Source organism: Diaphorobacter sp. MNS-0, assembly GCF_019602835.1.
Classification (GTDB): Bacteria; Pseudomonadota; Gammaproteobacteria; order Burkholderiales; family Burkholderiaceae_C; genus Diaphorobacter; species Diaphorobacter nitroreducens.
In genome coordinates, this window is record NZ_CP080761.1 from 1970540 (window position 1) to 1985161 (window position 14622).

Below are 14622 nucleotides of genomic sequence, written 5' to 3' on the forward strand. Positions count from 1 at the left end.
GTTTGTGGGGAGGAGTAGCTTCTCCCCATGCGATGCAGCGAAATTTCTCCATGAGAAGCCGCGGCGTGAAGCCGTGAACTTCGGGTGAACGGCTTGCGTCCTGGGATGCAGCCGTTTTTTTGAATCTTTAGAGATAGCGCTATCTTGACCTGTGACATCGATGCCATCGTGGTGATGGGCGTTTCCGGCTGCGGCAAGTCCAGCGTGGGCGAGGCCTGCGCAAAAACGCTGGGCTGGGTGCTGCATGAGGGCGATGCCCACCATGCTCCCGAGAGCATTGCCAAAATGCGCGCCGGCGTGCCCTTGACCGATGCCGACCGCGCGGGCTGGCTGGACCGGTTGGCCGCATTGCTGGCGGCGCCTGCGGGCACGGCGGGCGTAGTGCTGACCTGCTCGGCGCTGCGCCGCAAATACCGCGATCGCCTGCGTGCGGGCAACCCGCGCGTGGGATTCGTGTTTCTGGCGCTGGACTATGAGCAGGCATTGCAGCGCGTGCAGACGCGCGCGGGGCATTTCTTTTCGCCCGCTCTGGTGGCCGATCAGTTCGCCACGCTGGAGTCGCCCGAGGGCGAGCCGCGCGTGTTGACGCTGGATGCCACACGCCCCGTGGACGAGCTGGCCCGGTCCGTCGTCCAATGGCTGCGCGGCAACGCAGCTGCTTCCCTTTCGTCGTCTTCCGGAGACAGTGCATGAGCGCTTCTTCCCCCTCCCCGCAGGAACGGCCGCGCAAGCCCCTGGTGCAGCGCCTGGCCGAGCATTTCATGGTGCTCGCACTGGCCGGCATGGTCGTGGCCGTGTTCGTCAACGTGGTATTGCGCTACGTGTTCTCCACGAGCATCGTCTCGTACGAGGAGATCTCGCGCCTGCTGTTCGTGTGGCTGGTGGCGGTGGGCACCATCGTCGCGGCCTTTGAGGGCAAGCACTTGGGCTTCGACATGCTCACTTCGCGCCTGAAGGGCCGCTCGCGCAAGCTGCTGTTCTGGGCCAGCCAGGCTCTGGTGGCGGGCGGCATGCTGCTGCTGCTCAAGGGTTCGTGGGAACAGGTGATCGCCGGCATGGGCAGCTACAGCACCGTGCTGGGTTATCCGCTGGCGCTGGGCGCCGCGGCGACGCTGGTACTGGCCGTGGGCCTGCTGGTGGGCGTGGTGGTGGATCTGCGCCGCGGCGAGCCGCTGCCGCATGGCAGCGACGCGGAAACGTCGGTGGAGTAGGGCGCACCATGATCGTTACCGCCATCTTTCTTCTGGTGCTCATCGGCGGCATGGTGATCGGCATGCCCATCGCCCACGCCCTGGTGCTGACGGGTGTCGCCCTGATGTGGCACCTGGATTTCTTCGATTCGCAGCTGCTGGCGCAAAACCTGCAGGCCGGCTTTGACAACTTTCCGCTGCTGGCCGTGCCGTTCTTCATCCTGGCGGGCGAGCTGATGAACGCGGGCGGCCTGTCGCGGCGCATCATCGACCTGGCGCGCGCCTTCGTGGGGCATATCCGCGGCGGGCTGGGCTTCGTGGTGATTGGCGCGGCCGTGCTGTTGGCGTCCATGAGCGGCTCGGCCATTGCAGACACGGCGGCGCTGGCCACCATCCTGCTGCCGATGATGCGCGAGCAGAAATACCCGATGAGCTACAGCGCGGGCCTGCTGGCGTCCGGCGGCATCATCGCGCCGATCATCCCGCCGTCCATGCCGTTCGTGATCTACGGGGTGACGACGAATACCTCGATCAGCAAGCTGTTCCTCTCGGGCGTGGCTCCGGGCCTGATGATGGGCATCTTCCTGATTGGCGCCTGGGCCTGGATTGCGCGCCGCCACGACCTGCCCTCGATGGAGCGCGTGGCGTGGGGCCCGCGCATGAAGGCGCTGACCAAGAGCTTCTGGGCCATGATGATGCCGGTCATCATCCTGGGCGGCCTGCGCGGCGGCATTTTCACGCCCACCGAGGCCGCCGTGGTCGCCGCCGTGTATGCGCTGCTGGTGTCCATGTTCGTGTACCGCGAACTGAACCGGTCGCAGCTGTACGACGTATTCCTGGCCGCGGGCAAGACCACGGCGGTGGTCATGTTCCTGTGCGGCGCCGCCACCGTCACGGCCTACATGATCACCCTGGCCGACCTGCCCAACATGCTGGCCGACAGCTTCGCCGGCGTGATGGGCAACCCCGTGCTGTTCATGGCGCTGATGATGACCTTCCTGTTGGTGGTGGGCACGGCCATGGACCTCACGCCCACCATCCTGATCTTCGGCCCCGTCTGCGCGCCGCTGGCCGCCAAGGCAGGCATCGACCCCGTGTACTTCGGCTTCATGTTCATCTATGTGGGCTGCATCGGCCTGATCACGCCGCCCGTGGGCACGGTGCAGAACGTGGTGGCGGGCGTGGGCCGCCTGCGCATGGAGACCGTGATCAAGGGCACCACGCCGTTCCTGGCCGTGTATGTGCTGCTGGCGGTCCTGTTCACGCTGTTCCCGGCCCTCATCACCGCGCCGCTGCGCTGGATGCACTGAGCTTTTCATCCCTTTTCACCCTGACTGTCCAAAGGAGACTTCCCATGCGTATACGCTTTGCTCTTGCCGGCCTCGTGGCCGCACTCGTTGCCACCGGCGCTGCACAGGCGCAGGACTTCAAGCCGCGCATCGTGCGTTTCGGCTATGGCCTGGTGGACAACTCCAACCAGGGCCGCGCGGCCCGCATGTTTGCGCAAGAAGTGGAAAAGGCCACCGGCGGCAAGATGAAGGTGCGTGCCATTGGCAACGCCTCGCTGGGCTCCGACACGCAGATGCAGCAGGCGCTGATCGGCGGCGCGCAGGAGATGATGGTGGGCTCCACCGCCACGCTGGTGGGCCTGGTGCCGGAGATGGCCGTGTGGGACACGCCGTTCCTCTTCAGCAACGCCAAGGAAGCCGATGTGGTGCTGGACGGCCCCGTGGGCGACAAGATCAAGGCCAAGCTGGAAGCCAAGGGCATGGTGGGCCTGGTGTATTGGGAGAACGGTTTCCGTAACCTCACCAACAGCAAGCGCCCCGTCGCCAAGCTGGAAGACCTGAACGACATCAAGCTGCGCGTGATGCAGAACAACGTGTTCCTCGACAGCTTCAAGGCCCTGGGCGCCAACGCCGTGCCGCTGCCGTTCTCCGAGCTGTTCACCGCGTTGGAAACGCGCGCCGTGGACGGCCAGGAGAACCCCTACAACACCATCGTCTCCAGCAAGTTTTACGAGGTGCAGAAGTACCTCACGGTGACCAACCACGTGTACAGCCCCTGGATCGTCACGGTGAGCAAGAAATGGTGGGACGGCCTGTCCGCCGCCGAAAAGAAGGTGCTGCAGGACGCCGCCATCAAGAGCCGCGACTTCGAGCGCAAGGACACACGTGAAGAGGCCGCCAAGGCCCTGGCCGACCTGAAAGGCAAGGGCATGCAGGTCAACGAGCTGTCGGCCGCCGAGGCCAACCGCATGCGCGAAAAGCTGGTCAGCGTGAACGCGGGCATCGCCAAGTCGGTGGGCCAGCAGACCTGGGACGAGGTGAACGCCGCCGTCCAGCAGGCGCGCAACGCCAAGTAAGCCCGAAGGGCGGGGCAGGCGGCGGCGCCTGCCTTCGGTTCCCCGCCCATGTGCCCTCGGCCTACACCTGTGCCGCCCACGGGCGCGTAGGATCCCAGGGCAATGCTTGCCCGCAGCCGTTTTCTGCAACCTTCCTTCAGCCGCCCTCGCGCCACCCAGCATGCCCCTGCACGACACCGTCCACACCGTCACCGAGCGCATCCGCCAGCGCAGCGCCCCTACGCGCGGCGCCTATCTGCAGCAGCTTGAGTTCCAGGCGCGCCGCGACCGCGGTGCAGACCGCCTGGGTTGCGCCAATGTGGCCCACGCCTTCGCCGGCATGCCTGGCAACGACAAGCTGCGTGTGGTGGTCCAGAAGGCACCCAACATCGGCATCGTCACGGCGTACAACGACATGCTGTCGGCCCATGCGCCACTACAGCATTACCCGGACCTGATCAAGGACGAGGTGCGCAAGCGCGGGGCCACGGCCCAGGTGGCCGGCGGCGTACCCGCCATGTGCGATGGCGTGACGCAGGGCACACCCGGCATGGAGTTAAGCCTGTTCAGCCGCGACGTGATCGCCATGGCCACGGCCGTGGCGCTGAGCCACGACGTGTTCGATGGCGCGCTCATGCTCGGTGTGTGCGACAAGATCGTGCCTGGTCTGCTGGTGGGTGCGCTGCAGTTCGGCCATCTGCCCACGGTGTTCGTGCCGGCGGGGCCGATGACTTCGGGCCTGTCCAACAGCGCCAAGGCCAAGGTGCGCGAGCAGGCCGCGCAAGGTCTGGTGGGCCGCGGTGAACTGCTGGAGGCCGAGATGGCCGCTTACCACTCGCCGGGCACCTGCACCTTCTACGGCACGGCCAACAGCAATCAGATGATGCTGGAGGCCATGGGCCTGCATGTGCCGGGCACGGCCTTCGTGAACCCGGGTCAGGCGCTGCGCCAGGAACTCACGCGCGAGGCCGCACGCACGGTGCTGGGCGACAAGGGGGCGTCATGCCCACCTATCGGGCGCGTGGTAGACGAGCGCGCTATCGTCAACGCCATGGTGACGCTGCTGGCCACGGGAGGATCCACCAACCACCTGATCCACTGGGTGGCTGTGGCGCGCGCGGCGGGCCTCGTGATCGACTGGGACGACTTTTCCGCCCTGTCCGCCGTCGTGCCGTTGCTGGCGCGCGTGTACCCCAACGGCAGCGCGGACGTGAACCAATTCCAGGCCGCCGGCGGCCCCGGCTATGTGATCCGCGAGCTGCTCGATGCCGGGCTGATGCATGAGGACGTGCTCACCGTTCGCCCTGGAGGTATCCGCGAATACACGCGCGAGCCGCAGGGAACCGCCGATCAGCAACTGCACTGGGCCGACATCGGCGCCTCGCGTGACGACAGCGTGCTGCGCCCTGCGGCCGACCCTTTCAGCGCCACGGGCGGCCTCAAGCTGCTGTCGGGCAACCTGGGGCGCAGCGTGATCAAGGTCTCTGCCGTGCCGCCCGACCGGCATGTGGTGCAGGCGCCCGCACGCGTGTTTGCCTCGCAGGGCGAACTGCAGCAGGCCTTCCAGGCCGGCGAACTGGACCGCGACGTGGTCTGCGTGGTGCGCTGGCAGGGGCCCCAGGCCAATGGCATGCCAGAACTGCACAAGCTCACCCCGCCGCTGGCCGTGCTGCAGGGCAAGGGCTACAAGGTGGCGCTGGTCACCGACGGCCGCATGAGCGGCGCCTCGGGCAAGGTGCCTGCGGCCATCCACGCATCGCCCGAGGCGCATGCCGGCGGCCCGCTGGCGCTGGTGCGCGACGGTGACGTCATCCGGCTGGATGCCGTGGCGGGCACGCTCAATGTGCTGGTCGATGCGGCCGAATGGCAGGCGCGCACCCCTGCCACCGTGCCGCCCGGCTTGCTGCAGGACAACGCACGCGGTTGGGGGCGCGAACTGTTCGCCGGCATGCGGCGCAATGCGCTCAGCGCGGAAGAGGGGGCCTGTACATGGCTGTGACGCAACCCACCCTCACGGCGCTCGATGTGATGCGCGATGCGCCCGTGATCCCGGTCATCGTTCTGCACGACGTGCGGCATGCCGTGCCGATGGCGCGCGCGCTGGTCGCCGGTGGTATCCGCATGCTGGAGGTGACGTTGCGCACGCCGCAAGCCCTCGAATGCATGCGGGCCATCGCCGCGGAGGTGCCCGATGCCGTGGTCGGCGCAGGCACCGTACGCACCAGTGCTGATGCGGTTGCTGCCGCGCGCGCCGGGGCGCGGTTTGCCGTCAGTCCGGGTTTTACGCCCGCCGTAGGCCGCGCCTGCCGGGATGCGGGCTTGCCGCTGCTGCCGGGCGTGGCCACGGGCAGCGAGATCATGACGGCGCAGGAAGAGGGCTTGTCTGCGCTCAAGTTCTTCCCTGCGGTGCAGGCGGGCGGTACGGCCATGCTGAAAGCGTGGCAGGGGCCGTTTGGCGACGTGGCGTTCTGTCCTACGGGCGGAATCCAGCCCGGCAATGCGGCGGAGTTTCTGGCGCTCAAGAACGTGGCCTGCGTGGGCGGGTCGTGGCTGGTGCCCGCGGATGCGCTGGAGCAGGGCGACTGGTCCCGCATCACCCGTCTAGCGCGCGAAGCCAGCGCGTTGCAGCGGGTTTGATGAATACAAGTAAAATGGGCTATAGCGCTTTGTGGATAAGCGCTAGCAGCTATTAAATAAGGAGCAAACTAGCGCAGACCGGTGCCTGCGCCGGCATCGCTCTTGCGCTCGATCAATTCAATCTTGTAACCGTCAGGGTCGGTCACAAAGGCGATCACCGTGGTGCCGCCCTTGACCGGCCCGGCCTCGCGCGTCACGGTGCCGCCGGCGGCCTTGATCTTCTCGCAGGCGGCGTAGGCGTCGGGCACGCCCAGGGCAATGTGGCCGTAGGCTGTGCCCATCTCATAGCTTTCCACCCCCCAGTTGTACGTCAGCTCGATCTCGGCCTGGCCGGGGTTGCCGCCCTCGAAGCCCAGGAAGGCCAGAGAGTATTTGTATTCAGGGTTTTCGGAGGTGCGCAGCAACTGCATGCCCAGCACCTGGGTGTAGAAATCGATGGAGCGCTGGAGATTGCCAACGCGCAGCATGATGTGCAGAAGTCTCATGGCATGGATTGTGCCGTCAACCCAAAGACCCTGCGGCCTGTTGCGCAGAGTGATGGGCTGGGCTAGACCGGCACGGTGTAGTTGAGCGTCATGCGGCCGCCGTCCACGGTGACGATCTCGCCGGTCACATAACTGGCGGCGTCGCTGGCGAGCCATGCCACCACATCAGCGACCTCCGAGGGCTCACCCAGGCGCTTCATCGGCGTGCGGCTCATGATCTTGAGCCGGGCCTCGTCGCTCGTCAGCACGGCCTTCGCGGCGAGTTCCGTGGCAATGGTGCCGGGCGCCACCGCGTTCACGCGGATGCCACGGTCCGCCAGCGCCAGCGCCATCACGCGGGTGAGCTGATTGATGCCACCCTTGCTCACGTTGTAGCTGGCGATGTTCGGAATGGCCAAAACGCCGTTGACGGAACTCATGTTCACGATGCTGCCGCCGCCCGAGCGCACCATTTCGCGTGCCACGGCCTGGCCCATGAGAAAGGCACCCTTGAGGTTCACGCGCAGTACCGCGTCGAAGTCTTCCTCGGTCACCTCCAGAAAATCCGCAGCGCGGAAGATACCCGCGTTGTTGACCAATACGTCGATGCGCCCGTGCAGCGCCATGGTTTGACCTACCAGGGCATCCACTTCGGACTTGTTGCCCACATCGCAATGAATGTAGGCGGCTTGCGGCACCGCATCGGCAAGAGCACGTCCGCGGGCATCATCCATGTCTGCGATCACCACCTTGGCACCGTCGCGCGCCAGCCTGCGCACGCAGGCCTCGCCAATGCCCTGGGCACCGCCCGTGACAATACACACGCGACCGTGATGGCCCAAGGAGATAGTTGACGTGGAGAGTGTTTGGGACATGCCAGCCATCGTAGTCAATTGACAAGGGCCGGTCACTGAACGTTTACGCGGAGGGTGGGATCGTTCCCTGAGCTGGGTGCGGATGTCGGGATCGTGGTGCCTCAGGCCCAGCCGCTGGCGTACTAGATACGATGTATAGGGCATTATCTCCCCCATCTCGAGATAATAGTTTCATATTGGTTATCCACATAATCAAATCCCGTTTTCACGGGGCGCGGATTCACCGTCTGAGTTAATCCCGCCGGGGTGGCTCGCGGCGGGCCGTTGCCGGGGCGTGGCGGGACAGACGCCGCAGGGGCGTGCCGGACGGGCGGGGATGGGTGTTGCGGGCGCGCTGGGAGCGTCAGGCCCCAGGCAGGGGGCACGCTGCGCGACAGGACGGGGACTTCGGGGACGGGGTTCGCCCCCGCCTCCCCTGGACTGCCCGGGGGCTCACCCCTTACGGGAGGCCAGCCAGCGGCGTTGCTGGCGGTTGAGCTGGGGCCCTGGGGCAGCTTTGGCGGGCTTTTCTCGGGCAGGGCGAGGGGCAGGGGCGGGCGTGGACTCCGAGGGGCCTGCGTCGCCGTCTGGCGGCCTTGCTGCGCCAGCGCCACCTCGAAGGTAATCGTCAAGCGCCACGGCCACCAGGGCGTTGAGGCTGATGCCCAGCCGCTCGCAGCGGGCGCGGGCGTCGGCTTCGAGATCGGGGGAGAGTCGGACGGAGAATGCCATGGTTCAAAATGGTACCACTTTGAATCGCTAGGGGGCAAGATGGTCGCTATCATGTTAGTAGCATCTGCCGACGCTGGAGCGGGGTTTAAATCCGCTTTCCTCGGGGTAACGGCACTGCTACGTACATCAACCCCTGTACAGATATGTTCTATTGATAAATCTAGGGGCGGCGGCGCTTCGCGCCGCCCCCCGGCTGGCGCCGTGGGGACGGCGGCCGCGCTCGCGCCCGGGCCCGCCCCGCAGGCGGGGCCCCCCCGGGCGTTCTCGCGCCCACCGTTCCGCCCCCATGCACCCGGGTGCAGAGCTGATCGAACATGGCGGCCCGGCGCACCAAGAGCGACCACCAGGAGCCATCCTGGCCCGTGAGCGGGTGCCCCTCGGGGGTGTAGAGCGTGCCCCCGAGGAAGTACCAGCCGTGCCACGAGTCGCCGGGCAACTCCATCCGGTTCAGCAGGCGCAGCAGCTTGTAGGCTGTGAACGGGATGTCGTTCTTGCCGGTTTCCCAGTTATGTAAAGTCCGCTCGGTGACGTGAAAGTTTTTCGCGCAGGTGGCCCGGTCCCATCCCAGGTTCAGGCGCATCGCCTTGAAGCGCTCTCCAAGCTGTGCGCGGGTTTCGGGATCGTGGTGCCTCAGGCCCAGCCGCTGGCGTACTAGATACGATGTATATCGCCATTATCAGCATGCCCTAGATAATAATCTTCATTTGCGCATAAAAAAAGAGGGGTTGCGAGTTATCCACATAATAAGACCGTTTATCAAGGCGCGATCAAGCAGCCGAAGGGCACAAACGCTCCGCCACGCGGCAAATAATCGCCACGGGTTTAATCGTGTGGTTTCGCTTCGCTTACATGGGGGCCACGGCCCCCATACCCCATCAGGCCCGAGTGACGGGTTTCATGCCCAGCCGCGCAGATGCGGACTCAACGTCACGCGCCAGGGGCAAGAGCTTTTCCCAAACAGAACCGTGATACGCCCTGAATGCATCATCAATGGCAACCACGTAGTCATCCACCGTGAACAACCATGCAGGGGTATTTCCTTCCCCGACAGCGTCATGCACCATCTGAAGCAACTGCTTCAGCCTCAACAAGCGCTCCTCGACAGCGCCGGAAAGCCGTCCATTCTCCAACGTAGTAGCATTCACAACAGCCATGATCAGTCCTCCTAAGACTGGTTTTGGTCAGGGGTTCGCGGCGCCATAATCGCCCGATACCCCGCCTTAATTACGCTCCCGGGAACGATTTCTGCAGGAGCAGGGAAGGGGACAACGCCCCAAGAAACAGGGTCAGCCATCGTTAAGGCCCATCAAATCGGCGCGGCCATCACCCACCACAAGATCCCGCGCCAGCTCAGCGGCCACCACCTCCAGGTAGGCAACCACAAAGTCCCGAACCTGACCCACCGCCACCTCATCGCCAGCAATCGGGACACGCTCCAAGAACCGAGCGGCACGGGTCAGCGACTCGTGCGAATCGCGCACGAAGCCAAACAAGATCATGTCGTCGAGGGGTTCGACGGGACGGAATGCCCCGGACTTTGCATCACGCGGATAGTGCCGCTTGCGAGGCGGGCGCGGCGCTTCATAGGGATTCATACAACGCCCCCCATTCCACGATATGAGACACCGTTGTTTACCCCCGTGTTACTCGGGGGGGTAGCAAAGCCGGAGAGGCCCAAACGCACCGCCAACAGCGGCAAAACGATAGGCGCAGGCGCTTCGCGCCTCACCGATGCTGGCGCATCGGGGCCGGGCACTGCCGCCCGGTCGGCAGCAGCCGCGCTGCGCTTGCCGCCTGCTGCCGCCCGGCCCTCAGCGCCCCGCGCCATCAGCTCCCTGTAACCGTGAGCCTGACGCACCAGGAGCGACCACCAAGCGCCGTCCGTTCCAACGAACGCGCGACCCTCAGGAGACCATAGCTTACCGCCTTGGAAGCTCCAGCCGCGCCAGGACTCGCCGGGCAGCTCCATGCCGTTGAGCAAGCGCAACAGCTTGAACGTGGCATAGGGAATGTCGTGTTTGCCGCACTCCCAGTTATGTAAAGTCCGCTCGGTCACATGAAGAAGCTTCGCGCAGCCGGACAGGTCCAAGCCCAGGTTGCGGTACATGGCCCGGAACTTCTGCGCCTGTTGTAGACGGGTGTCACGGTCATTGCGCCGCAGCCTCAGTCCCAGGCTACTAGATACGATGTATATTATGTTAAATAATTGAATTGACTAATCCTGCCGCTTACTCGATGGCGTACCGAAAACCGTACCCGGCTCTGGTGACACCCCGATTATTCAGGGCGCGCATCCTCTGTACAAAACAGCGCATGCAGATTAAGCACCGCAAGCAGTTTCTGTGGTGGTTTGGTTGGGCGTACCCTTCAACCCCAGTTTGGCCAGCAGTTGGGTGTCGGCCTCTACATCCGGGTTACCCGTTACGAGCAGCTTGTCGCCATAGAAGATGGAATTGGCACCCGCCAAGAAGCACAAAGCCTGCACCGCGTCGCCAAGCTGCTGGCGGCCGGCGGACAGGCGTACGCGAGCCTTGGGCATGGTGATGCGGGCCACCGCGATCACGCGCACGAAGTCCAGCGGGTCTACCGGCTCGCTGTCGGCCAACGGTGTTCCGGGAACACGCACCAGGCTGTTGATGGGCACCGACTCCGGATACGGGTTTAGGTTGGCCAACTGCGCGATGAGACCCGCGCGGTGCACCGGCGCTTCGCCCATGCCAACGATGCCGCCGCAGCACACGTTGATGCCTGCGTCGCGCACATGGCGCAGCGTATCCAGCCGGTCCTGGTACTGGCGCGTGCTGACCACGTCGCTGTAGTACTCGGGGGCCGTGTCCAGGTTGTGGTTGTAGTAGTCCAGTCCCGCATCCTTCAGCGCCTGGGCCTGGTGCGACTGCAACATGCCCAGCGTGGCGCAGGTCTGCAAGCCTAGGTCCTTCACGGCGGTGATCAGCTCGCTCATCTTTTCGATGTCGCGGTCCTTCGGAGCTCGCCAGGCGGCGCCCATGCAAAAGCGCGTCGCGCCGGCGTCCTTGGCGGCTTGCGCTGCCTGGGTTACCTCCTGCACGCTCATGAGTTTTTCAGCCTTCACGCCGGTATCGAACTCCGCCGACTGGGGGCAGTAGCCGCAGTTTTCCGGACAGCCGCCTGTTTTCACGGACAGCAGCGTGGCCAATTCGATGTCGCCCTGGGGCCAATGTGCGCGGTGCGTGGCCTGCGCGCGCCAGAGCAGTTCCATGAATGGAAGCTCGAGGAGCTCCTGTACCGCTTGAATGCTCCAGCCCTCCCCTCGCTGCGTCGCAACACTCTCGGCAACGCGAGGATGAAACTGCAGGGTCTGGGTTGTATGCGGGGCTGTTGTGGCTGAGGTCATCAAATTTCTCCGGTTCTGCGGTCGCCACTGCTGGGCGCTGCTCCTGATTGTGTAAAGGCTTGAGTGGTCTGTGAAGGTTTAGCGTTCAAAAAGCAGGATGAAAAAAGATGTGCCTAAAAGAAGCGTATTTGCGTTATTTTTAATGTGTCTTGAAAGCATATAAGTGAAAAAGCGGGAATGAAGATGGAGGAAGCAAGTCATGTTGTTCATCTGCCATCAACTCCCATTTAACTCCCCTTAATTACCAGAAACACCCTGCTGTTTTTGCTGAAGATGCGGCATGACCATAAAAAAAGCCCTGGTCGCATGGACCAGGGCTCTCTTGTTTTTCAGCAGTCAGGTGCTTCGTCGAAGCTTGTCCTTTTCAACCCAACGCCGCGATCACCTCGGGCGGCGCCTGCACCAGTTCGATCAGGACACCCTCCCCGGCGATCGGGAACTCGTCATTGCTCTTGGGATGCAGGAAGGTGATGTCGTAGCCCGCCGCGCCTTTGCGGATGCCCCCGGGCGCAAAGCGCACACCCTGTGCGGTCAGCCATTCCACCGCCTTGGGCAGGTCATCGATCCACAGGCCGATGTGGTTCAGCGGCGTGGCGTGCACGGCAGGCTTTTTCTCGATGTCCAGGGGCTGCATGATGTCCACCTCCACCTTGAAGGCGCCCTGCCCCATGGCAAGGATGTCCTCGTCCACGTTCTCTCGCTCGCTCTGGAAGGTACCCGTCTGCGTGAGGCCGAGCATGTCCACCCACAAGGTCTTCATGCGCTGCTTGTCGGTGCCGCCGATGGCCACCTGCTGAATGCCCAGCACTTTGAAGGGGCGTGTCATCCATTTACTCCTTTATTGATAGCTGCTAGCGCTTGCAGGGCAAGCGTTAGATGCTGTTTTCATTGAAATTCCAGGATGACCTGATCCACCGCCAGCGACTCGCCCTTGCCCGCGACGATCTTGCCCACCACGCCGTCCTGCGCCGCGAAGAGGATGTTCTCCATCTTCATGGCCTCAATCACGGCCAGCTTCTCGCCGGCCTGCACCTTCTGGCCCGGCTGCACCGCGACGTCCACCAGCAGGCCCGGCATGGGCGACAGCAGGAACTTGGACAGGTCCGGTGGTGCCTTGAAGGGCATGAGCTGGTGCAACTTTGCGCCCAGCGGCGACAGCACCAGCGCGTCGATCTGCGTACCGTTGTGGCTGATGCGCAGCGCCAGCGGGTTCTTGGCCGTACCGCGCTCCACCTGCGCCGTGAAGCCCTTGCCGTTGCACTGGCCCTGCACGCGGATGTCGCCCAGGCCGGCCGTACTGCTGATGCGGTAGGTGGTGCTGCCGATGGTCACGGCGCTGGAGCGGCTCTCTGGCTCGTAGTCGGTGACCGTCACTTCATGGTGGATGTTGTTGCCCTGTGCGCCCAGCACCACCACGGTGAACTGCGCGCCCACCTGCACCTCATGACCCGTGAGCTGGCCGCTGATGCCCGATGCACGCGCGCGGTAGCGGCGGTTCATGTACGCCGCCAGCGCCACCAGGAACAGCGGATCGTCGTGCGGCACGTCTTCGGCGGCGAAGCCCTTGCCGTAGTGCTCCGCAATGAAGCCGGTGTTGAACTGGCCGGCCACGAATTTCGGGTGCGCCAGCAGCGCCGCCTGGAAAGGGATGTTGCTGCTGATGCCGCGGATCACGAAGCCGTTGAGCGCAGCGCGCATCTTCTCGATGGCGTCGTTGCGGTCCTGGCCGTGCACGATCAGCTTGGCGATCATCGAGTCGTAGTACATCGGGATTTCACCGCCTTCGAACACACCCGTGTCCACGCGCACGCCATACTTCTTGGTCGTGTCGCCCTGGAACATGGACTCTTCCGGCGCCTGGAAACGCACCAGCCGTCCGGTGGAGGGCAGGAAGTTGCGGAACGGGTCCTCGGCGTTGATGCGGCACTCGATGGCCCAGCCGTCGCGCTTCACGTCCTCCTGGCGGATGGTGAGCTTTTCGCCGGCGGCCACGCGGATCATGAGTTCCACCAGATCCAGACCGGTGATGCACTCGGTCACCGGGTGCTCCACCTGCAGGCGGGTGTTCATCTCCAGGAAGTAGAAGTCCTGGTCCTTGCCGACCACGAACTCCACCGTGCCGGCGCTTTGGTAGCCCACGGCCTTGGCCAGGGCCACGGCCTGCTCGCCCATGGCCTTGCGGGTGGCGTCGCTGATGAAGGGGGATGGCGCCTCCTCGATCACCTTTTGGTGGCGACGCTGGATGGAGCATTCGCGCTCGTTCAGGTAGATCACGTTGCCGTGGGCGTCGCCCAGCACCTGGATCTCGATGTGGCGCGGCTCCTGCACGAACTTCTCGATGAAGATGCGGTCGTCGCCAAAGCTGTTGCGCGCCTCGTTCTGGCAACTGGCAAAGCCTTCAAAGGCTTCCTTGTCATTGAACGCCACGCGCAGGCCCTTGCCGCCGCCACCGGCCGAGGCCTTGATCATCACCGGGTAGCCGATGCCCTTGGCGATCTCCACCGCGGCCTCGGGCCCGGCGATGGGGTCGTTGTATCCGGGGATGGTGTTCACGCCCGCCTGGTTGGCCAGCTTCTTGGACGCGATCTTGTCGCCCATGGCGGCGATCGCCGCATGCTTGGGGCCAATGAAGACGATGCCCTCCTCCTCCACCCGCTTGGCGAAGGCTTCGTTCTCGGACAGGAAGCCGTAGCCCGGATGCACCGCCTGCGCGCCGGTCTGCTTGCAGGCAGCAATGATCTTGTCGGCCAGCAGATACGACTCGCGGCTGGGCGCAGCGCCGATGTGCACGGCCTCGTCGGCCAGCTTGACATGGCGCGCGTCCTTGTCGGCGTCGGAGTAGACGGCCACGGTGGCAATGCCCATCTTGCGGGCGGTTGCGATGACGCGGCAGGCGATTTCACCGCGGTTGGCAATCAGGATTTTGGTGAACATTCTCACAACCCGTTTTCTTGAATGATTTGCTTCAGTTGCTGAAGGGCTTCAGGACTGAATCGAAGACTTTGACTCTTTTCCCAGGGAGAGCGCG

The 14622-nt window shown here is 64.4% G+C and carries 16 protein-coding genes; 6 read left to right on the forward strand and 10 right to left on the reverse strand.

Going from position 1 to position 14622, the window contains the following annotated elements:
• Positions 1-174: 174 nt before the first annotated feature.
• From K2L43_RS09460 to eda, 6 genes are all read left to right on the forward strand, one after another.
• Positions 175-693 carry a gluconokinase gene (locus K2L43_RS09460; RefSeq protein ID WP_047351512.1) on the forward strand — a complete coding sequence of 173 codons (519 nt, stop codon included), beginning with the start codon at positions 175-177 and terminating at the stop codon, positions 691-693.
• Complete coding sequence (locus tag K2L43_RS09465; RefSeq protein ID WP_015913397.1) at positions 690-1211, forward strand: TRAP transporter small permease; 522 nt, start codon at positions 690-692, stop codon at positions 1209-1211. The genes K2L43_RS09460 and K2L43_RS09465 overlap by 4 nt, the downstream gene beginning before the upstream one ends.
• An 8-nt stretch (positions 1212-1219) precedes the next feature.
• On the forward strand, positions 1220-2500 hold the full coding sequence (locus K2L43_RS09470) for a TRAP transporter large permease (RefSeq protein WP_103737686.1): 1281 nt from the start codon (positions 1220-1222) through the stop codon (positions 2498-2500).
• Positions 2501-2544: 44 nt separating this feature from the next.
• Entirely contained in the window at positions 2545-3555 is a 1011-nt protein-coding gene (locus K2L43_RS09475; RefSeq protein WP_047351486.1) for a TRAP transporter substrate-binding protein, read from the forward strand.
• Positions 3556-3715: 160 nt separating this feature from the next.
• A complete protein-coding gene (gene edd, locus K2L43_RS09480; RefSeq protein ID WP_220637403.1) occupies positions 3716-5533 on the forward strand; it encodes a phosphogluconate dehydratase in 1818 nt (605 codons plus the stop codon).
• Positions 5524-6171: a bifunctional 4-hydroxy-2-oxoglutarate aldolase/2-dehydro-3-deoxy-phosphogluconate aldolase gene (eda, locus tag K2L43_RS09485; RefSeq protein ID WP_220637404.1), complete on the forward strand. Its 648-nt coding sequence runs from the start codon at positions 5524-5526 to the stop codon at positions 6169-6171. The genes edd and eda overlap by 10 nt, the downstream gene beginning before the upstream one ends.
• 68 nt (positions 6172-6239) lie before the next feature.
• Here eda and gloA read toward each other — a convergent pair whose 3' ends face one another.
• The 10 genes from gloA to K2L43_RS09535 all read right to left on the reverse strand — a co-directional run bounded on the left by gloA (position 6240) and on the right by K2L43_RS09535 (position 14528).
• Positions 6240-6656 carry a lactoylglutathione lyase gene (gene gloA / locus K2L43_RS09490; RefSeq protein WP_220637405.1) on the reverse strand — a complete coding sequence of 139 codons (417 nt, stop codon included), beginning with the start codon at positions 6654-6656 and terminating at the stop codon, positions 6240-6242.
• Positions 6657-6718: 62 nt separating this feature from the next.
• A complete protein-coding gene (locus K2L43_RS09495) occupies positions 6719-7510 on the reverse strand; it encodes an SDR family NAD(P)-dependent oxidoreductase (protein WP_135149236.1) in 792 nt (263 codons plus the stop codon).
• A gap of 432 nt (positions 7511-7942) precedes the next feature.
• Positions 7943-8221, reverse strand: a complete 279-nt coding sequence (locus K2L43_RS09500) for a toxin-antitoxin system HicB family antitoxin (RefSeq protein WP_220637406.1) — start codon at positions 8219-8221, stop codon at positions 7943-7945.
• A 160-nt stretch (positions 8222-8381) separates the two neighbouring features.
• Positions 8382-8801, reverse strand: a complete 420-nt coding sequence (locus K2L43_RS09505; RefSeq protein ID WP_220637407.1) for a VC1465 family Xer recombination activation factor — start codon at positions 8799-8801, stop codon at positions 8382-8384.
• A gap of 295 nt (positions 8802-9096) precedes the next feature.
• The gene (locus K2L43_RS09510) at positions 9097-9375 is read right to left on the reverse strand and encodes a hypothetical protein (protein WP_103737682.1); all 279 of its coding nucleotides are present in this window, start codon (positions 9373-9375) and stop codon (positions 9097-9099) included.
• 132 nt (positions 9376-9507) lie between these two features.
• Entirely contained in the window at positions 9508-9816 is a 309-nt protein-coding gene (locus K2L43_RS09515) for a hypothetical protein (protein WP_146052206.1), read from the reverse strand.
• Positions 9813-10328, reverse strand: coding sequence for a VC1465 family Xer recombination activation factor (locus K2L43_RS09520; protein WP_103737680.1), 516 nt, complete (start codon positions 10326-10328; stop codon positions 9813-9815). Before K2L43_RS09520 ends, K2L43_RS09515 begins: the two co-directional genes overlap by 4 nt.
• A 213-nt stretch (positions 10329-10541) precedes the next feature.
• A complete protein-coding gene (gene bioB, locus K2L43_RS09525) occupies positions 10542-11594 on the reverse strand; it encodes a biotin synthase BioB (RefSeq protein WP_047351489.1) in 1053 nt (350 codons plus the stop codon).
• A 364-nt stretch (positions 11595-11958) separates the two neighbouring features.
• Entirely contained in the window at positions 11959-12420 is a 462-nt protein-coding gene (locus K2L43_RS09530; RefSeq protein WP_015913377.1) for a VOC family protein, read from the reverse strand.
• A gap of 59 nt (positions 12421-12479) precedes the next feature.
• Positions 12480-14528: an acetyl/propionyl/methylcrotonyl-CoA carboxylase subunit alpha gene (locus tag K2L43_RS09535; protein WP_220637408.1), complete on the reverse strand. Its 2049-nt coding sequence runs from the start codon at positions 14526-14528 to the stop codon at positions 12480-12482.
• Positions 14529-14622 lie beyond the last annotated feature (94 nt).

Bases quoted from the DNA above. Each gene is read 5' to 3' on its own strand.
- K2L43_RS09515 (WP_146052206.1), bottom strand. From the start codon at position 9,816: ATGAATCCCTATGAAGCGCCGCGCCCGCCTCGCAAGCGGCACTATCCG.
- K2L43_RS09500 (WP_220637406.1), bottom strand. From the start codon at position 8,221: ATGGCATTCTCCGTCCGACTCTCCCCCGATCTCGAAGCCGACGCCCGC.
- K2L43_RS09530 (WP_015913377.1), bottom strand. From the start codon at position 12,420: ATGACACGCCCCTTCAAAGTGCTGGGCATTCAGCAGGTGGCCATCGGC.
- K2L43_RS09520 (WP_103737680.1), bottom strand. From the start codon at position 10,328: ATGTACCGCAACCTGGGCTTGGACCTGTCCGGCTGCGCGAAGCTTCTT.
- K2L43_RS09470 (WP_103737686.1), top strand. From the start codon at position 1,220: ATGATCGTTACCGCCATCTTTCTTCTGGTGCTCATCGGCGGCATGGTG.
- eda (WP_220637404.1), top strand. From the start codon at position 5,524: ATGGCTGTGACGCAACCCACCCTCACGGCGCTCGATGTGATGCGCGAT.
- K2L43_RS09510 (WP_103737682.1), bottom strand. From the start codon at position 9,375: ATGGCTGTTGTGAATGCTACTACGTTGGAGAATGGACGGCTTTCCGGC.
- K2L43_RS09460 (WP_047351512.1), top strand. From the start codon at position 175: ATGGGCGTTTCCGGCTGCGGCAAGTCCAGCGTGGGCGAGGCCTGCGCA.
- K2L43_RS09495 (WP_135149236.1), bottom strand. From the start codon at position 7,510: ATGTCCCAAACACTCTCCACGTCAACTATCTCCTTGGGCCATCACGGT.
- bioB (WP_047351489.1), bottom strand. From the start codon at position 11,594: ATGACCTCAGCCACAACAGCCCCGCATACAACCCAGACCCTGCAGTTT.
- K2L43_RS09535 (WP_220637408.1), bottom strand. From the start codon at position 14,528: ATGTTCACCAAAATCCTGATTGCCAACCGCGGTGAAATCGCCTGCCGC.
- edd (WP_220637403.1), top strand. From the start codon at position 3,716: ATGCCCCTGCACGACACCGTCCACACCGTCACCGAGCGCATCCGCCAG.
- K2L43_RS09475 (WP_047351486.1), top strand. From the start codon at position 2,545: ATGCGTATACGCTTTGCTCTTGCCGGCCTCGTGGCCGCACTCGTTGCC.
- gloA (WP_220637405.1), bottom strand. From the start codon at position 6,656: ATGAGACTTCTGCACATCATGCTGCGCGTTGGCAATCTCCAGCGCTCC.
- K2L43_RS09465 (WP_015913397.1), top strand. From the start codon at position 690: ATGAGCGCTTCTTCCCCCTCCCCGCAGGAACGGCCGCGCAAGCCCCTG.
- K2L43_RS09505 (WP_220637407.1), bottom strand. From the start codon at position 8,801: ATGCGCCTGAACCTGGGATGGGACCGGGCCACCTGCGCGAAAAACTTT.